The sequence below is a fragment of the Micromonospora sp. NPDC049060 genome (assembly GCF_040649055.1).
GTDB lineage: Bacteria > Actinomycetota > Actinomycetes > Mycobacteriales > Micromonosporaceae > Micromonospora > Micromonospora reichwaldensis.
The window spans coordinates 14303-34466 of the sequence record NZ_JBEZEV010000021.1 but is presented as its reverse complement, the minus strand read 5'-3'; the positions used below and the strand labels follow the sequence as shown (position 1 = coordinate 34466).

General features: G+C 76.3%; 2 protein-coding genes. Both read right to left on the bottom strand.

The genetic code is table 11. The features are described from left to right. Positions 1–13 precede the first annotated feature (13 nt). Positions 14–9265 carry an SDR family NAD(P)-dependent oxidoreductase gene (locus AB0B83_RS11460; protein WP_357578075.1) on the bottom strand — a complete coding sequence of 3084 codons (9252 nt, stop codon included), beginning with the start codon at positions 9263–9265 and terminating at the stop codon, positions 14–16. Between the two features lie 27 nt (positions 9266–9292). After that, positions 9293–20143 (bottom strand): type I polyketide synthase, encoded by a 10851-nt coding sequence (locus AB0B83_RS11455; protein ID WP_357578074.1) that lies wholly within the window; start codon positions 20141–20143, stop codon positions 9293–9295. Positions 20144–20164 lie beyond the last annotated feature (21 nt).

Below are 20164 nucleotides of genomic sequence, written 5' to 3'. Positions count from 1 at the left end.
GTGGGGGGGTGTGCTACGCGACGAGGGCCCGCTGGGCGAGCAGTTCCTCGACCACCTCGGCAGGCGTCGGGTGGTCGTAGACGAGCGCGGCGGTCAGCTCCAGCCCGGTGAGGGCCTCGAGCCGGCGCCGCAGTTCCACGGCGGTGAGGGAGGAGAAGCCGATGTCGAGGAACTCCTGGTTCTCGTCGACCGTGGCGGCCGACGGCAGACCGAGCGTGTACGCGGTCTGGGCCCGTACCACGTGGGACAGCACCGCGCGGGTCTCGGCCTCGTCGGCGCCGTCGAGCAGCCGGCGCAACGCGTCGGGGCTGTCGGCGTCGAGCGTGTCCTCGGCGGCCTCGGTGACGTGGCGCATCGCGTCCGGCAGGTCCCGCAGCAGCGGGCTCGGCCGGTACCGGGTGTAGTCGGGCACGAACGAGGGCCAGTCCACGGCGGCGGCGACCCGGCCTGCCGCGCCCGTGCCCACCGCCGCGCCGAACTGCTCGACGGTGACGTCCGGACCGACCGCGATCGACACCGCCCCGTCGCGCTGCTGGGCGATCGCGTCGAACACGGCCGCCGTCCCGGCGGCGCCGGCGACACCGAACAGCTCGTCGGCCGTGTGCACGAGCACGAGCCGCTCGGCGCTGGCGGCGAGGACGGTCGCGACCGGGTCGTCGGCGTCGCTGGTGACGACCACCGTGTCGGCGTCCCCCGTGGTGACCGTCGCGCCCGCCGCCTCCAGCAGGGCGGCGATCCGGTCCGCCAGCGGCCCGCCGTGCAGCGCGACCGGGCCCGCCGGCCGCCACGGCTCACCGGTCGGCGCGGGGGCCGCGACGAGCCGGCGGGCGAAGACGCCCGCCGAGCGCAGCGCCACCTGGTCCTCGCCGGCACCCCGGGTGAGCACCCGGCACAGGGCGGTCAGCGTCCGGTCGTCGAGCGTCTCCGGCAGGTCGACCACCCCGCCCCAGGCCCGGGGCGTGGCGAGGGCGGTGGACCGGCCGAAGCCGTACGCCGCCGCCCCGTCCAGGTCGGTGATCCGCTCGGTGGGGGTGACCGCGGCCGCGCCCCGGGTCAGGCACCACACGGGAGCCTCCACGCGGGACTCGTCGAGGGCCCGTAGCAGCCCGGCCGGGGTGGGGCCGGCGGACGTCGTCAGCACCCCCGCGGCCACGTGTTCGGGCACCAGGTCGAGCAGCTCGTCCGCCGTGCCGTCGCGGTACACGCGCACGTCGGCGCCGTGCCGGGCCATCGCCTCGGCGATCTTGTCGGCGTCCGTCGGCACCAGCCACACGCCCCGCAGCGCGGGCACCGGCAGCTCCGTGACCGGCGACCACCGCAGCTGGTAGCCGGGCGCGGGCCCGCGTCGCCACGACGACAGCGCCACCGCCACGTCCTTCAGGGTCGCGGTGTCGTCCAGGCCCAGCAGCGCGCCCAGGTCGTCGCGCTCGACCGCGGCCCAGAAGTCGTCGCCGGGCGCGGCGGCGGCGGGCGGGTCCGGCCACAGGCGGGTGCGTTGGAAGGCGTACGTGGGCAGGGCGACCGGGCGCGCGCCGGCGAAGAAGGCCGGCCAGTCGACGGGTACGCCGCGGTTGTGCAGGCGGGCGAGCGCCTCGGTCGCCACCTGCGGCCCGTCCCGGTCGGCGCGCTGCGCGGGCACGAACTCGCCGTCGGCCACGCACTCCCGGCCGAGCGCGGTGAGCACCGCGTCCGGGCCCAGTTCGAGGAAGGTGCGTACGCCGCGTGCCGCCAGCGCCTCGACGGCCGCGGCGAACCGGACCGTCGCCCGCACCTGACGCACCCAGTACTCGGGGGTCAGCTCGGCGGGCTCACCGGTGACCGTGGAGAGCACCGGGATCGCCGGCGGGTGGTGGGTGACGGACCCGGCCACCGCGCGGAACTCGTCGAGCATGGGCTCCATCAGCAGCGAGTGGAACGCGTGCGACACGGTGAGCCGCTTGGTCTTGCGGCCGCTGGCAGCCAACTTCTCGGCGACCGCCAGGGTGGCGGCCTCCTCGCCGGAGAGCACGACCGAGGTGGGGCCGTTGACGGCGGCGATCGCCACGGCGTCGGGGAGCAGCGGGACGACCTCGTCCTCGGTGGCGCGTACGGCCACCATCGCGCCGCCGGTCGGCAGCGCCTGCATCAGCCGGCCGCGGGCGGCCACCAGCCGGGCGGCGTCCGGCAGGGTGAGGACCTCCGCCACGTGCGCCGCCGCCAACTCACCGATCGAGTGCCCCGCCACGAAGTCCGGCCGCACCCCCCACGACTCGAACAACCGGAACAGCGCCACCTCCACCGCGAACAACGCCGGCTGCGCCCACCCCGTCCGATGCACCTCCTCGGAACCCAGCACCTCCCGCAACGGCCGCTCCAGATGCCTGTCAAGTTCCCCGCACACCTCGTCGAACGCCGCCGCGAACACCGGGAAGCCCATCAGCTCCCCCGCCATCGCGACCCGCTGCGACCCCTGCCCGGTGAAGAGCACGGCGGTCGCCCCGGCGGTGTCGGCGACCCCGCCGACCAGCCCGGGGGCGTTCTCGCCACGGGCCAGCGCGGCCAGTCCGGCGCGCAGCTCGGCCAGGTCCCGGCCGAGCACGACCGCCCGGTGCCGCAGGGCGGTACGGGTGGTGGCGAGCGAGAAGCCGGCGTCCACGGCGGACGCCGCGTCGGTGAGGTGGGCGGCGAGCCGGGCCGCCTGGTCCCGCAGCGCGGCCTGGTCCCGGCCGGACACCACCAGGGGCACCACCGGCACCTCGGCCGTCGAGTCCACCACCACGGGCTCGGGCGCCTGCTCGATGATCGCGTGCGCGTTGGTGCCGGAGATGCCGAACGAGGAGACGCCGGCGCGGCGCGGGCGTCCCGTCTCCGGCCAGGGCACCGCCGCGGTCAGCAGCTGGACGGCCCCGTCCGCCCAGTCCACGTGCGGCGACGGCGCGTCGACGTGCAGCGTCGGCGGCAGCAGGCCGTGCCGGATCGCCTCCACCATCTTGATCACCCCGGCGACGCCGGCGGCGGCCTGGGTGTGCCCGATGTTCGACTTGATCGAGCCGACCCAGAGCGGGTGCTCGCCCCGGTCGCGGCCGTACGTCGCGATGAGCGACCGGGCCTCGATCGGGTCGCCGAGGGTGGTGCCGGTGCCGTGCGCCTCGACGGCGTCCACGTCGGCCGGTCGCAGCCCCGCGTCGGCGAGCGCCTGGTTGACCAGGCGCTGCTGGGACGGCCCGTTCGGCGCGGTCATCCCGTTGCTCGCGCCGTCCTGGTTGACGGCGGTGCTGCGTACGACGGCGAGCACCGGGTGGCCGTTGCGGCGCGCGTCGGAGAGCCGTTCGAGCACCAGCACCCCGACGCCCTCGCCCCAGCCGGTGCCGTCGGCGCCGGCCGCGAAGGACTTGCACCGGCCGTCCGGCGCGAGGGCCCGCTGGCGGCTGAAGTCGATGAACGCGTTGGGCGTCGCGAGCACGGTCACGCCACCGGCCAGGGCGAGCGTGCACTCGCCCCGGCGCAGCGACTGGGCGGCCAGGTGCAGGGTGACCAGCGAGGACGAGCACGCCGTGTCGACGGTGACCGCCGGCCCCTCCAGTCCCAGCGCGTACGACACCCGGCCGGAGACCACGCCCCCGGCGACGCCGGTGCCGATGAAGCCGTCGAGCTCGGGAGGCAGGTGCTGAAGGTGCGCGGTGTAGTCGTGGTACATCAGGCCGGCGAACACGCCGGTGCGGCTGCCGCGCAGGGTGGTGGGATCGATGCCGGCGCGCTCGACGGCCTCCCACGAGGTCTCCAGGAACAGCCGCTGCTGCGGGTCCATGGCCAGGGCCTCGCGGCGGGAGATGCCGAAGAACTCGGCGTCGAACCAGGCCGCGTCGTACAGGAAGGCGCCCTCCCCGCAGTAGGTGCGGCCGGGCTTGTCCGGGTCCGGGTCGACGAGGTTGTCGATGTCCCAGCCACGGTCGGTCGGGAAGCCGGCCACCGCGTCGACGCCCCCCGCGACCAGGTCCCACAGCTTCTCCGGGGAGGTGGCGCCGCCGGGGAACCGGCAGCCCATGCCGACGATCGCGATGGGGTCGTCGGTGCCGTCGGTGGCGGCCACGACCACGGCTGCGGCCGACCCACCGGCGAAGAGTTCCGCGTCCAGGTGCTCGGCCAGCGCGGTGGGGTTCGGGTAGTCGAAGACCAGTGTGACGGGCAGCCGCAGGCCGACGACCGCGTTGAGGCGGTTGCGGAACTCGACGGCGGTGAGCGAGTCGAAGCCCAGTTCCTTGAACGCCTTCGTCGCGCCCACCGCCTCGGCGCCGCCGTGCCCGAGCACGACCGCGACCTGCGTACGGACGATGTCGACAAGCTCCTTGCGGCGCTCGGCCGGGCCGCGACCGGCGAGGGCCGCGACCAGGTCGGAGGCCGCCGCGGCGTCGGCGGAGACCTGGCGTCGCGCCGGGGTGCGGACCAGGCCGCGCAGCACCGGGGGCAGCACGCCGCCGGACGCCTGCTCCCGCAGGGCGGCGAGGTCCAGGTGGATCGGCACGAGGGCGGCCTCGGGCGCGCCGAGCGCCTCGTCGAAGAGCGCGAGCCCGTCCTCGGTGGAGAGGGGCCGCACGCCGGAGCGCCGCATCCGGGCGAGGTCGGCGTCGTCGAGCGCGCCGGTGAGGCCGGTGCGCTCCGCCCACATGCCCCACGCCAGCGACACCGCGGGCAGGCCCAGGGCGCGCCGGTACGCGGCGAACGCGTCGACGAAGGCGTTGGCCGCCGCGTAGTTGCCCTGGCCGGGGCCGCCGAGGACGCCCGCGGCGGAGGAGAAGACGACGAAGGCGCTCACGTCGCCGGCCAGCTCGTGCAGGTTGACGAGCGCGTCGACCTTGGGGCGCAGCGCGGTCGCGACCCGCTCCGGCGTGAGCGACGGGATCATCCCGTCGTCCAGGACGCCGGCCGTGTGCACGACCGCCGTGGGCGGGTGCTCCGCGACGAGCGCGGCCAACGCCTCGCGGTCGGCGGCGTCGCAGGCGGCGACCGTCACGTCCACGCCCTGGGCGGTCAGCTCGTCGTGCAGCGTCCGCAGGTCCCCGGTCATGCCGCGACGGCCCGCGAGCACGAGGCGACGGACACCGTGCCGCGCGACGAGGTGCCGGGCGACGAGGCGGCCGAGCGTGCCCGAGGCACCCGTGACGAGGACCGTGCCGGTGATCTCCGGCGGCGTGCCCGGCTGCCCGGACGCCTTCGCGATGCGGGGTGCGAGGACCTCGGTGCCGCGCAGGGCGAGCTGCGGCTCGCCCGAGCGCAGCGCCGGCACGAGGTTCGGCGCCCACTGCCCGCCCGCCACGTCGACGAGCACGATCCGGCCGGGGTTCTCGGACGCGGCCGAGCGCAGCAGGCCCCACACGGCGGCGAGCGCCGGCCGGGTCGCGTCGGTGGCCCCCTCGGTCAGCACGACCAGGCGGGCGGCGGCGAACCGGTCCTCGGCCAGCCACTCATGGACGGCGGCGAGGGCGTGCTCCACCGCCCGGTAGGTGGCCCCGACCAGGTCGTCGCCGTCGGCGGTGACCGGGAGGACCACGAAGTCGGGGACCTCGGCGATCGCGGCGAGGCTGTCGTACGCGGTGGCGCCGGGCAGCTCGCCGCCCAGGACCGCGACCGTGGCCGCGCCGTCGGCCACCGGGACGGGCACCCAGTCGAGGACGTGCATCGCCTGGTGGCGCGGGTTGGTCAGGTCGGCGAGCGCGTTCGCGGGCAGGCGGCGCACGGCCAGCGCGTCGATCGTGGCGACCGGCGCGCCGGCGTGGTCGGCGACGGTCACCGCGACGGCGTTCGGGCCCGCCGACCGGATGGTGACCCGGAGCCGGGCGGCGCCGGTGGCGTGCAGGGTCACCCCGTGCCAGGCGAACGGCAGCCAGGGCCCGCCCTCACCGTCGTCGGAGGTGAACACGCCCAGGCCGAGCGGGTGCAGCGCCGCGTCGAGCACCGCGGGGTGCAGGCCGAAGCCCGCGACCTTCGCCGCCTCGGGGGCGGTGACCTCGGCGAACAGCTCGTCGCCCCGCCGCCACACCGACCCCAGGCCGCCGAAGGCGGGGCCGTACGTCACGTCGAGCGCCGCGAACCGGTCGTACAGCTCGGCGGTGTCCAGGGCCTCGGCGCCCTCGGGCGGCCAGACGCCCGCCGGGGCCGCCGCGCGGTCGTCGGCGCCGGACGCTCCGGTGCCCAGCGTGCCGGTGGCGTGCCGGGTCCACGGGCCGTCGCCGTCGGGCCGCGAGTGGACGGTCAGCCGCCGGGCGCCGTCCGGGCCGGGCTCGCCGACGCGGAGCTGGACCTGCACCGCGCCCCGCTCCGGCACCACCAGGGGCGCTTCGAGCGTCAGCTCCTCGACCTCGGTGGCGCCCACCTCGTCGCCGGCGCGGACCGCCAGCTCGACGAAGGCCGTGCCGGGCAGGAATATCCGGCCCGCCACCCGGTGGTCGGCGAGCCACGGGTGCGCCGAGGTCGACAGCCGGCCGGTGAGCAGCACCCCGTCCGCGCCGGCCAGCGACACGGTCGCGCCGAGCAGCGGGTGGCCGGTGGAGCCGAGGCCGAGGCCGGTGGCGTCGACCGGGCCGCCCGCCCCGCTGGGCCAGTAGGTGCGGCGCTGGAAGGCGTACGTGGGTAGGGCGACCGGTCGGGCCGGGGCGGTGACCAGCGTGGCCCAGTCCGGCTGCACGCCCCGGGTGTGCGCCTGCCCCAGCGACAGCAGGAACCGGCGCAGGCCGCCCTCGTCGCGGCGCAGCGTGCCGACGACCGAGCCGCCGCCCGCCTCGTCGAGCAGGTCCTGCACGGCGGGTACGAGCACCGGGTGCGAGCTGACCTCGACGAAGGAGTCGATGCCGTCGGCGATGACGCCGCGTACGGTCTGCTCGAACTCGACGGTCTGCCGCAGGTTGCGGTACCAGTACTCGGCGACCAGCTCGGCGGTGTCGAGCAGCTCACCGGTGACGGTCGAGTAGAGCGGCACGTCGCCGGTGCGGGGCCGCACGGGGGCGAGGACCCGGAGCAGCTCGTCGCGCATCGACTCGACGTGCGCGGAGTGCGAGGCGTAGTCGACGTCGATGCGCCGCGCGCGGACCTCGTCGCGCTCGCACTCGGCGAGCAGCTCGTCGAGCGCCTCGGGCGCGCCGGAGACGACCACGGTGGACGGCCCGTTCACGGCGGCGACCGACAGCCCGGGCCGCAGGCGCCGGGCGACCTTCGCGACCGGCTCCGACACGGACACCATGCCGCCCCGCCCGGCGAGGTCCACGGCGATCAGCTGGCTGCGCCGGGTCACCACCAGGGCGGCGTCGTCCAGGGTGAGCGCCCCGGCCACGCAGGCGGCGGCGATCTCGCCCTGGGAGTGCCCGACGACGGCGGCGGGCTCGATCCCGTGGGAGCGCCACAGCGCCGCCAGCGAGACCATCATGGCGAACAGCGCCGGCTGGACGACGTCGACCCGGTCCAGGGAGGCGGCGCCCGGGACGCCGCGCAGCACGTCGAGCAGCGACCAGTCGGTGTGCCGGTCGACGGCGGTGGCGCACTCCGCCATCCGCTCGGCGAAGACGGGTGCGGTGTCCAGCAGCTCGGCGGCCATGCCCAGCCACTGCGAGCCCTGGCCGGGGAAGAGGAACGCGGTGCGCTCGCCGGCGTCGGCGAGCCCGGTGACGAGGTTGCGGGCCGCGCCGCCGTCGGCGAGCGCGTCGAGCGCGGCGGACAGCTCGTTCCGGTCCCCGACGAGAACGGCGCGGTGCGGGAGGCGGGCGCGGGTGCTGGCGAGCGCGTACGCGACGTCGTGCGTGCCGAGGTCGTCGGTCAGGCGGTCGCGCAGCCGGACCGCCTGGTCGCGCAGCGCCGCCTCGGTCCGGGCCGACAGCACCCAGGTGGCGGGGCCCTCGGCCGGCGGGGCGCTCTGCGGGGCCTCGGCGGCCGGTGGCTCCTCGATCAGCACGTGGGCGTTGGTGCCCGAGATGCCGAACGACGAGACGCCCGCGCGCCGCGGGTTCTCGCCCCGTGGCCACCGCACCGGCTCGCTGAGCAGTTGGACGGCGCCGTCGGACCAGTCCACGTGGTGCGACGGCTTGTCGACGTGCAGGGTGCGGGGCAGCTCCTCGTGCCGCAGCGCCATGACCATCTTGATCACGCCAGCGACGCCGGCGGCGGCCTGGGTGTGCCCGAAGTTCGACTTCACCGAGCCGAGCCAGAGCGGCCGGTCACGCTCCTGGCCGTAGGTGGCGATGAGCGACTGGGCCTCGATCGGGTCGCCCAGCGTGGTGCCCGTGCCGTGCGCCTCCACCGCGTCCACGTCGGCCGTGGTGAGCCCGGCGTTCGCCAGCGCCGCCCGGATCACCCGCTGCTGCGACGGCCCGTTCGGCGCGGTGAGGCCGTTCGACGCGCCGTCCTGGTTGACGGCCGAGCCGCGTACCACCGCCAGGACGCGGTGCCCGTTGCGGCGCGCGTCCGACAGCTTCTCCAGCACGAGTACGCCGACGCCCTCGCCGAACGCGGTGCCGTCCGCCGCCGAGGCGAACGCCTTGACCCGGGCGTCCGGGGCGAGCCCCTTCTGGCTGGAGAACTCGATGAACGTGCCGGGCGTGGAGATGACGCAGGTGCCGCCGGCCAGCGCGAGGTCGCAGTCTCCGCTGCGCAGCGCGTGCGCGGCCACGTGCACCGCCACCAGCGACGACGAGCAGGCCGTGTCCACGGTGACGGCGGGGCCCTCCAGCCCCAGCACGTACGACACCCGGCCGGACACGACGCTGCCCGCGACCCCGGTCATCGTGTAGCCGATCAGCGCGTCCACGTCGCGCTGCATGGCGTTCAGGTACTCGACGCTGTTCGCGCCGACGAACACGCCGGTCCGGCTGCCCCGCAGCGAGTGCGGGTCGATCCCGGCGTGCTCGAACGCCTCCCACGACGTCTCCAGCATCAGCCGCTGCTGCGGGTCCATGGCGAGCGCCTCGCGCGGGCTGATGCCGAAGAAGCCCGCGTCGAAGTCGGTGGCGTCCGGGATGAAGCCGCCCCGCCGCACGTAGCTGGTGCCGGAGCCGCTGTCCGGGTCGAACAGGTCGTCCAGGTCCCAGCCCCGGTTGGTGGGGAAGTCGGTGATGCCGTCGCCGCCGGACGACACCAGCTCCCACAGGTCGTCGGCGGAGCGCACGCCGCCGGGGAAGCGGCAGCCGATGCCGACGATGGCGATCGGCTCCCGCTCCGTCGCGGTACGCAGCTTCCGCCGCGTCTCGTGCAGGTCGGCCGTCACGCGCCGGAGGTACTCGACAAGCTGCTCTTCGTTCGCCATCAGTAAGCCCTCCTCAGCGCGTCCGGTTCAGGCGGCGCCGAGTTCGTCGTCGATGAACCGCAACAGCTCGTCGGCGGAGGCGGTCTTCAGCACCAGGCCCACGTCCGGTCCGTCGGGTTCGGCGTCCACGTCGGACCTGCCACGCCAATTCGACATCACCGCGTGCAACCGATCGGTAATCCGTGCCTTGACCGCGTCCTCCAGACCCGCCGCACCGGCCTGGGCGAACGAGCGCTCCAGCCGGTCCAGCTCGGCCAACAGCCCCGCGGCCGGGTCCACCTCGGCCGGGGCCAACCCGGCCAGCAGGTGGTCGGTGAGCGCCGCGGCGGTCGGGTGGTCGAACACCATGGTGGCGGAGAGCTTCAGGCCGGTGGCCGCCTTCAGCCGGTTGCGGAACTCGACAGCGGTGAGCGAGTCGAAGCCCAGCTCGGTGAACGGCCGGTCGGGGTCCACGGCGCTCGCGCCGGCGTGCCCGAGCACGGCGGCGGCCTGTGCCTTGACGAACTCCAGCGCGGTGTGCCGCCGCTGCGGGCCGCTCTGGCTCGCCAGGTGGTCGCGCAGGGCGCCGGGCGACTGCGTCGCCTGCTCCACCGACCGTCGGGACGGGCCCCGCACCAGGCCACGCAGCAGCGCGGGCAGCAGGCCCGCCCGGCCCAGCTCGCGCAGCGCCGCCGGGTCCATCGGCATCGGCACCAGTAGCGGCTCGTCGACCAGCTCCGCCGCGTCGTACAGCGCCATGCCCTGCTCCACCGACAGCTCCAGCAGGCCGACGCGGGCCATCCGGGCGCGGTCGTTGGCGTCGAGGTGCGCGGTCATCCCGCTCGCCTCGCTCCACAGGCCCCAGGCCAGCGAACGGGCGGGCAGCCCGGCCGCCCGGCGCCGCGCCACGAGCGCGTCCAGGAAGGTGTTCGCCGCCGCGTAGTTGCCCTGCCCGGGGCCGCCCATCGTGCCGGCCGCCGCGGAGAACACGACGAACTCGGCCAGCTCGGCGTCCAGGGTCAGCTCGTGCAGGTTGACCGCCGCGTCGACCTTGGGCCGCAGCACCGCGTCGACCTGTTCCGGGGTCAGCGCGGCGACCAGGCCGTCGGCGAGGACGCCCGCCGTGTGCACCACGGCGGTCAGCGGGTGCGCGGCGGGCACCCGGGCCAGGGTCTCGGCCAGCGCCGCGCGGTCCGCCGCGTCGCACGCCGCGACGGTGACCTCCGCGCCGTACGAGGTCAGCTCGGCCACCAGCTCGGCGGCCCCGGGGGCGTCCGGGCCACGGCGGCTGGTCAGCAGGAGGTGCCGCACCCCGCGCCGGGTCACCAGGTGCCGGGCCAGCAGACCGCCGAGGGTGCCGGTGCCACCCGTGACGAGCACCGTGCCGTCGGGGTCCCGCCGGGGCGGCGCGGTGAGCACGAGCTTGCCGACGTGCCGGGCCTTGGACATGAACCGGAACGCCTCCGGGGCGCGCCGGATGTCGTACGGCCGCACCGGCAGCGGCGTGAGGTCACCCGTCCCGAACAGGGCGACCACGTCGCGCAGGATCGCGCCGACCCGGTCCGGGTCGATGGCGAGCAGGTCGAACGCCTGGTAGGCGACGCCCGGGTGGTCGGCGGCGACCCGGTCCGGGTCCCGCACGTCGGTCTTGCCCATCTCGACGAACCGGCCGCCCGCGCCGAGCAGGCGCAGCGAGGCGTCGACGAACTCCTTCGCCAGCGAGTCGATCACCACGTCGATGCCGGCCGCGCCGAAGCGCTCCTCGAACTCCAGGGTGCGGGAGTTGCCGATGTGCGTGTCCGGCAGCCCCATCGCACGCAGCGCGTCCCACTTGCCGGTGCTGGCGGTGCCGTACACCTCCGCGCCGAGGTGCCGGGCGAGGCGGACCGCCGCCATGCCGACGCCACCGGCCGCGGCGTGCACCAGCACCCGCTCCCCCGGCTTGACCTGGGCCAGGTCGACAAGCGCGTAGTAGGCGGTGCAGAACGCGATAGGCGTCGACGCCGCCGTGGCGAACGACCAGCCCGACGGCACCGGCACGACCATCCGCGCGTCGGTGACCACCTCGGTGCCGAAGGCGCCGTAGAACAGGCCCATGACGCGGTCGCCGACCGCGACGCCGGTCACGTCCGGCCCGGTCTCGACGACCACGCCCGACCCCTCGCCGCCCATCACGCCGCCGCCGGGGTACATGTCGAGGGCGATCAGCACGTCCCGGAAGTTCAGGCCGGCGGCCCGCATCGCGATGCGCACCTGGCCCGGCCCCAGCGGACGCGGTTCCTCCGCCTCGGGCAGCAGCGCCAGATTGTCCAGCGTGCCGCGTTCGGTGACGTCCAGCCGCCAGCGCTCGGCCGGCGGCGCCGCCAGCGCGGGGCTGCTCGCCGCGCGGGCGAGCCGGGGGGCCAGCAGGACGCCGTCGCGGATGGCGAGCTGCGGCTCGTCGGCCGCGACCGCCGCCGCGAGCAGCCGGTGCGGCTCGCGGTCGTCGACGTCGAGCAGGACGAAGCGGTCCGGGTGCTCGCTCTGGGCCGACCGGAGCAGGCCCCACACCGGCGAGCTGGGCAGGCCGGGGGCCGCCTCCTGCACGCTCACCGCGTCCCGGGTGACGACGACCAACCGGGCGTCGGCGAACCGCTCGTCGGCGAGCCACTCGCGCAGCACCGCGAGGGTGTCGTGGACGACCCGGTGGGCCGCCCCGGCGGGGTCGTCGGCCGCGCCGGCCGCGCAGGGCAGCACGACCAGGGCGGGCGTCGGCGCGCCGTCGGCCACCCGGGCCCGCAGGGTCGCCAGGTCCGGGTACGCGTCGGTGACGAGGCCGGCGTCCTGCGGCAGGGTGCACCCGCCGAGGGCCGCCCAGCGGGCGTCCGGGGCGGTCGCCGGCGCGGCGACCGGGGTCCACTCCAGGCGGAACAGGGCGTCGTGGTGCGTGCTCGGCCGCGCGGGGGCGGTGGCCTCCCGCAGCACCAGCGACTCGACCTCGGCGACCACGGTGTTGCTCTGGTCGGCCACGGTCACCGCGACCGTGTTCCGGCCGCGCGGACGCAGCCGGACGCGCAGCTCCGTCGCGCCGACGGCGTGCACGGAGACGCCGCTCCACTCGAACGGCAGCAGCGCCTCGGTGCCGCTGGTGACGAGCGCGAGCGGGTGCAGCGCGGCGTCGAGCAGCGCCGGGTGCAGGCCGTAACCGGCCGCAGCCCGGGCGGCCTCCGCCGGCAGGGCCACCTCGGCGAAGATCTCCTCGCCCTGCCGCCACACCCGGCGTACGCCCTGGAACGTCGGGCCGTACGTGAGACCGGCCGTGGCCAGGGTGGCGTACAGCTCGTCGGACGGGACCGGCTCGGCCGCCGGCGGCCACGCGGTGTCGAAGCCGCCCGCCGGCTCCCCGGGGGCGAGCAGGCCGACGCCGTTGCGCACCCACGGCGCCGCGTCGGTGGCGACCCCGTCCGGCCGGGAGTGGACGGTCAACTGCCGCTGCCCGTTCTCGTCGGGCGGGCCGACGCGCAGCTGCACCTGGACCCCGCCCTTCTCCGGCAGCACCAGGGGCGCGGTCAGGGTCAGCTCCTCGACCCGGCCGCAGTCGACCTCGTCGCCGGCGCGGACCGCGAGATCCACGAGCGCGGTCCCGGGCACGAACACCTGCCCGCCGACCCGGTGGTCGGCCAGCCACGGGTGCGCGGCCACCGAGATGCGGCCGGTGAAGAGCAGGCCGTCGGTGTCGGCCAGCGCGACCGCCGCGCCGAGCAGCGGGTGCTCGGTGGCGGCGAGCCCCAGTCCGGCCGCGTCGGCGGTGGCCGTGCCGACGGCCGGCCAGTACCGCTCGTGCTGGAACGGGTAGCCGGGCAGCCGGACCCGGCGCGCGCCCTCGACGCCCCACGTGGGGTGCACGCCGTGCACGTGCGCCTCGCCCAGGGAGAGCAGGAAGCGCGCCAGTCCCCCCTCGTCGCGGCGCAGCGAGCCGACCACGGTGGCGGTGGCCTCCGCGTCGTCGATGACGTCCTGCACGCCGATGGTGAGCACGGGGTGCGGGCTGACCTCGACGATCGTGGTGACGCCCGCGTCGAGCAGGGCCCGAACGGCGGGCTCGTACCAGACGGTCTGGCGCAGGTTGCGGTACCAGTACTCGGCGTCCATCGCGACGTCGTCCAGCCAGCGGTCGTCCACTGTCGAGTAGAGCGGCACCTCGGGCCGGCGGGGCTCCAGCCCGGCCAGCACGTCGCGCAGCTCCTCGTGCAGCTCCTCCACGTACGCCGAGTGCGACGCGTAGTCCACGTCGATGCGCTTGGCGCGCACGCCGTCGCGCTGGCACTCGGCCAGCAGCTCGTCGAGGGCGTCCAGCTCGCCTGCCGCCACCGTCGAGCGCGGCCCGTTGACTGTCGCCACGGTCACCCGCCCGGCGAAGCGCTCCAGCCGGTCGCGCACCTCGGCCACCGGCAGCGGCACGGAGACCATGCCGCCCTTGCCGGACAGGCGCAGCAGCGCGCGGCTGCGCAGGGCCACGACCCTGGCCGCGTCGGCCACGGAGAGCGCGCCCGCCACGCAGGCGGCGGCGATCTCGCCCTGGGAGTGCCCCACCACGGCGGCGGGCTCGACCCCGTGGGAGCGCCACAGCTCGGCCAGCGACACCATGACGGCGAACAGGACGGGCTGGACGACGTCCACCCGGTCCAGCTCCTCCCCCTGCCGCAGGACGGCCTCCAGGGACCAGTCGACGTGCGGCGCCAGCGCGGCCTCGCACTCGGCCATCCGGGCGGCGAAGACCGGGGCGGTGTCCAGCAGCTCCACGGCCATGCCGATCCACTGCGAGCCCTGCCCGGGGAAGGAGAACGCCACCTTCCCCGGCGTGCCGGCGGCGACCCCGGTGGCCAGGTTCGGCGCGGGCTCCCCCGCGGCGAGCGCGGCGAGGCCGGCGCGCAGCTCGTCGGCGCCGCCCACCACGACCGCGCGGCGCGGGTGGGTGGCCCGCAGCGACAGTGAGTACGCCAGGTCGCGGGGCGCCACCTCGGCCAGGAGCGGCTCGAGGTCGGCGGCCTGCCGGCGCAGCGCCCCGTCTGAGCGGGCGGAGAGCACGAGCGCGACCGGCCCGTCGTCGGGCGTCCGCTCGGCCTCGGGCGCCTCCGGCGCCTCCTCGATGACGAGGTGGGCGTTGGTGCCGCTGAACCCGAACGACGAGACGCCGCCGCGACGCGGGTGGCCGTTGCGCTCCCACGGCTGCGGTTCGGCGAGCAGCCGTACGCCGCCCGACCAGTCGACGTGCGCCGTCGGCTCGGCCACGTGCAGGGTCCGGGGCAGTTCGCCGTGCCGCAGCGCGAGCACCATCTTGATCACCCCGGCGACGCCGGCGGCGGCCTGGGTGTGCCCGATGTTCGACTTCACCGAGCCCAGCCAGAGCGGCCGGTCTCCGGCGCGGTCCCGGCCGTACGTGGCGAAGAGCGCGTCGACCTCGATGGGGTCGCCCAGCGTGGTGCCCGTGCCGTGCGCCTCCACCACGTCGACGTCGGCGGTGGAGAGCCCGGCGTCGGCCAGCGCCTGCCGGATGACCCGCTGCTGCGAGGGGCCGTTGGGGGCGGTCAGCCCGTTGGACGCGCCGTCCTGGTTGACGGCGGTCCCGCGTACCACGGCGAGGACCTCGTGGCCGGCGGCGAGCGCGTCGGAGAGCCGTTCGAGGACGACCACGCCGATGCCCTCGCCCCAGTTGGTGCCGTCCGCGCCGGCCGCGAACGCCTTGCAGCGCCCGTCCGGGGCGAGCCCGCGCATCCGGCTGAACTCCAGGAACGCGCCCGGCGTCGACATGGCGGTGACGCCGCCCGCGACCGCCATCGCGCACTCGCCCGAGCGCAGCGCCCGCACCGCCAGGTGCATCGCCACCAGCGACGACGAGCAGGCGGTGTCCACGGTCACGGCCGGGCCCTCCAGCCCCAGCACGTACGAGAGGCGACCGGAGAGGATGCTCGCGGCGTTGCCGGTGGCCATGAAGCCTTCCGCGCTCGCCCCGGCCGCCCCGGTGATCCGGGCGTAGTCGACGTTGTTGGCGCCGACGTACACGCCTGTCGCGCTGCCCCGCAGCCCGGTCGGGTCGATGCCGGCGTCCTCGAAGGCCGCCCAGGACGCCTCCAGCACCAGCCGCTGCTGCGGGTCCATGGCCTCCGCCTCGCGGGGGCTGATGCCGAAGAAGGCCGCGTCGAAGCCCGGCAGGTCGGCGAGGAAGCCTCCCTCGCGGACGTAGCTGGTCCCGGAGTGCTCCGGGTCGGGGTGGAACAGGCCGTCGAGGTCCCAGCCGCGGTCGGTGGGGAACGGGCCGATGCCGTCGCGCCCCTCGCGCAGCATCGTCCACAGCTCCTCGGGCGAGCTGACGCCCCCGGGGAAGCGGCAGCTCATGCCGACGATGGCGATCGGCTCGTCGGCGGCGACGGTGCCGACGACCACCTCGGTGCGACCCGTCTCCAGCAGGTGCTCGGCCAGCGCGACCGGGGTCGGGTAGTCGAAGGCGACGGCCGCGGAGAGCCGTACGCCGGTGGCCTCGACCATCCGGTTGCGGAACTCCACGGCGGTGACCGAGTCGAAGCCCAGTTCCTTGAACGCGGAGGCCGGCTCGACCGCCTCCGGCCCCGGGTAGCCGAGCGTGAGCGCGACCTGGGTGCGGACCAGCCCGACGACGTGGTCGAGGCGGTCCGCCTCGGGCAGGTCGGCGAGCCGGCGGGCGAAGTCCGACGAGGTGGAGGTCTCGGCCGACTCCTCGTCGGCGACCGCCTCGGGGATGGTGTCGAACAGCCGGCTCGGCCGCAGCGCGGTGAACGACGGCACGAAGGTGGCCCAGTCCACGTCGGCGAGCACGACGTCCGTGTCCCCGGCCGCCAGGGCCGTACGCATGGCGGCGACGGCCCGCTCCGGCGCCATCGGCGCCAGGCCCCGCTTGCGCAGCGAGGCCGAGATCTCGTCGTCCACCAGCGTGCTCTCGGCCCACGGGCCCCAGGCGAGGGCGGTGGCGACCTGCCCCCGGGCGCGCCGCGCCTCGGCGAGGGCGCACAGGTGCGCGTTGCCGGCGGCGTAGGCGGCCTGACCGCCGCTGCCCCAGACGCCGGCCACGGAGGAGAAGAGCACGAACTCGTCGAGGTCGCGATCCGCGAAGATCGCGTCGAGGTGGGTGGCGCCGGCGACCTTGGCGGAGACGACGTCGGCGTACTCGGCGAGTTCCATGTCGACGATGCCGGTGAGCTGCGCCAGCCCCGCCACGTGCACGACGGCGCGTACGTCGGGGTAGCCGTCGACGACCGCCGCCAGGGCGGCCCGGTCGGCCACGTCGCAGGCGACGACGTCGACCTGCGCGCCCAGTCCGCGCAGCTCGTCGAGCGCCTCGGCGGGAGCGGTGCCGCGCCGGCTCAGCAGCACGACCCGCTCGGCGCCGTGGCGCGCGTACAGGCGGGCGGCCTCGATGCCGAGGGTGCCGGTGCCTCCGGTGATCAGCACGGTGCCGGACGCGCCGCGCCAGGGCGGGGCGCCGGTCACCGGCGCGCGGTGCAGCCGGCGGACGAACACCCCGTCCGGGCGCACCGCGACCTGGTCCTCCCCGATGCCGGCAAGCACGCCGGCCAGCGCGGCGGCGGCGCGCCCGTCCAGCTCGGCGGGCAGGTCGACCAGGCCGCCCCAGGTCTCGGGCAGCTCCAGCGCGGCGACCCGGCCGAGGCCCCACACCTGCGACTGGGCCACGGCGGTCACCGGGTCGGCCGGGGAGGTGGCGACGGCCCCACGGGTGAGGCACCACAGCCTGGCGCCCCGCCCGGCGAGCGCGCGGATCAGGTCGAGGGTGGCGGCGGCGCCCGCCGGGACGCCGGGGTGGCCGGGCAGGAACGCCTCGTCGAGCGCGAGGAGGGAGACCACGCCGGCCGGTGCCGCGTCGAGGTGACCGGCCAGGTCCGCCGGGCCGGTGGTGACGACCGTGGCGCCGTGCGCGGTGAGCGCGTCGGCCACCGCTGCGCCCGCGTCGCCCGGCGCCGCCGGGTCGGCGACCACCAGCAGCCAGGTGCCGGTCAGCGCCGCCGGGGTGCCGCCGGGGCGGCGCTCCCACCGGGCCTCGTAGCGCCAGCGGTCCAGCGCGGAGCGCTCCTGCCGTCCCCGGCGCCACGCGGAGAGCGCGGGCAGCACCGACGCCAGGGGCGCCTGCGGGTCCACGTCGAGCGTGGTGACCACCGTGTCGAGGTCACCGCTGTCCACCGCCGCCCACAGGCCGTCGTCGTCGCCGGCCTGGCCGGAGCCGGCCGGGTCCACGCTGTCCTGCCAGAAACGCTCGTGCTGGAAGGGGTACGTCGGCAGGTCCACCCAGGACCGTCCGGACCGGTGGTAGAACGCCTCCGGGTCCAGCGCGACGCCCCGGGTCTCCAGCCGCGCCAGCGCCTCCACCAGGGCACGCGGCTCGTCGCGGTCCCGGCGCAGCACCGGCGCGGTCAGCACGTCGCCGTCCAGGCAGTCCGCCGCCATGGTGGCGAGCACCGAGTCCGGGCCGAGTTCGAGGAACGTCGTGGCGCCGGTCGCGGCGGCGGCGCGTACCGCGTCCGCGAAGCGCACGGTCGCGCGGACCTGCCCGACCCAGTAGTCGGGCGTCGCCAGCTCGTCGCCCGCGGGCGCGCCGGTGACCGTGGAGACCAGCGGGATGCTCGGCGGCGCGTACGAGACCGTCTCGGCCACCGCCCGGAACTGCGCGAGCATCGGGTCCATCAGCGGCGAGTGGAAGGCGTGCGACACGGTCAGCCGCCGGGTGCGGCGGTCGGCGAACCGCTCGGCCACCGCCGCCACCGCCTCCTCCGTGCCGGAGACGACCACCGAGCCCGGGCCGTTGACGGCGGCGATGTCGGCGTCCGCGCCGAGCAGCGGCGCGACCTCGTCCTCCGTGGCCTGCACGGCGAGCATCGCCCCGCCCGCCGGCAGCGCCTGCATCAGCCGGCCCCGGGCGGCGACCAGGCGGGCCGCGTCGGCGAGCGTGAACACCCCCGCGACGTGCGCGGCGGCCAGCTCGCCGATCGAGTGCCCGGCCAGGACCGAGGGGGTGACGCCCCACGACCGGACGAGCCGGTACAGGGCCACCTCGACGGCGAACAGGGCGGGCTGGGTCCAGCCGGTCAGGTGCAGGTCCTCGGTGTCGAGGACGTCGCGCAGCGGCCCGTCCAGGTGCGGGTCCAGGGCGGCGCACACCTCGTCGAACGCCGCCGCGAACTCCGGGTACGCCGCGTACAGCCCGCGGCCCATGCCCAGCCGCTGCGCGCCCTGCCCGGAGAAGAGCATCGCGACCCCGCCGTCGGCCACCCGGCCGCGGACCAGGTTGGCGGCCTGCTCGTCGCGGGCCAGGGCGCCCAGGCCGGCGGCCAGTTCCCCGGCGGTGCCGCCGAGCACCGCGGCCCGGTGCGCGAAGCGGGACCGGGTGGTGGCCAGGGCGTAGCCCAGCTCAGCCGGCTCCACCTGCGACACCACGGCGGAGAGCCGCCGCGCCTGGTCCCGCAGCGCGTTGGCGTCGCGGGCGGTGAGCAGCAGCGACGTCACCGGCGCGGCGGCCGGCTCGGGCGCGACGACGGTCTCCGGCGCCTGCTCCACGATCACGTGGGCGTTGGTGCCGCTGAACCCGAACGACGAGACCGCGGCCCGGCGCGGCTGCCCGGTCTGCGGCCACTGCGTGGCGGCGGTCAGCAGCCGTACGTTGCCGGCCGTCCAGTCCACCTGGTCCGACGGCTGTTCGGCGTGCAGCGTCGCGGGCAGGACACCGCGCCGGATCGCCTCCACCATCTTGATGACCCCGGCGACCCCGGCTGCGGCCTGGGTGTGGCCGATGTTCGACTTCACCGAGCCGAGCCAGAGCGGGTCCTCCCGGTCCTGGCCGTACGTGGCGAGCAGCGCCTGCGCCTCGATCGGGTCGCCCAGGGTCGTGCCGGTGCCGTGCCCCTCGACCACGTCGACCTGGCGCGTCGACAGGCCCGCGTCGACAAGCGCGGCCTCGATGACCCGCTGCTGCGACGGCCCGTTGGGCGCGGTCAGCCCGTTCGACGCGCCGTCCTGGTTGACCGCGGAGCCCCGCACCACCGCCAGTACGCGGTGACCGTGCTCGAGCGCGTCCGACAGCCGCTCCACCAGCAGCACGCCGGCACCCTCGGCGAACCCGGTGCCGTCGGCGTCCGCCGAGTACGAGCGGCACCGCCCGTCCGGTGACAGGCCCCGCTGGCGGGAGAACTCGACGAACGTCAGCGGCGTCGCCATGACCGAGACGCCGCCGACGAGCGCGAGGGTGCAGTCGCCCCGGCGCAGCGCCTGGATCGCCAGGTGCAGCGCGACGAGCGACGACGAGCAGGCGGTGTCGACGGTGACCGCCGGCCCCTCCAGCCCCAGGGTGTAGGCGACCCGGCCGGAGACCACGCTGCCGGAGCTGTTGCTGCCCGCGTAGTCGTGGTACATCAGGCCGGTGAACACGCCGGTCGGGCTGCCGGCGAGCGAGGCGGGGTCGATGCCGGCGCGCTCCAGCGTCTCCCACGCGACCTCCAGCAGCAGCCGCTGCTGCGGGTCCAGGCCGACCGCCTCGCGGGGGCTGATGCCGAAGAACGTCGGGTCGAAGTCCGCCGCGTCGTACAGGAAACCGCCGCGCGAGGTGTACGAGGTGCCCTCCCGCTGCGACTGGGGGTCGTACAGCGACTCCAGGTCCCAGCCGCGGTCGGTCGGGAACGCGCCGGTGGCGTCGGTCCCGGACTCCACCAGCCGCCACAGGTCCTCGGGACTCGTCACGCCGCCGGGGTAACGGCAGGCCATGCCGACGATCGCGACCGGCTCGTGCGCGGACGCCTCCACCTCGTGCAGGCGCTGCCGGGTCTTCTGCAGGTCGACCGTGACCCGCTTCAGGTAGTCCCGGAGCTTGTCCTCGTTGGCCACTACGGTCGCCCTCCTCGCACT

Excerpts from the sequence above, each read along its gene's own strand:
- AB0B83_RS11460 (WP_357578075.1), bottom strand. The coding sequence starts at position 9,265 with ATGGCGAACGAAGAGCAGCTTGTCGAGTACCTCCGGCGCGTGACGGCC.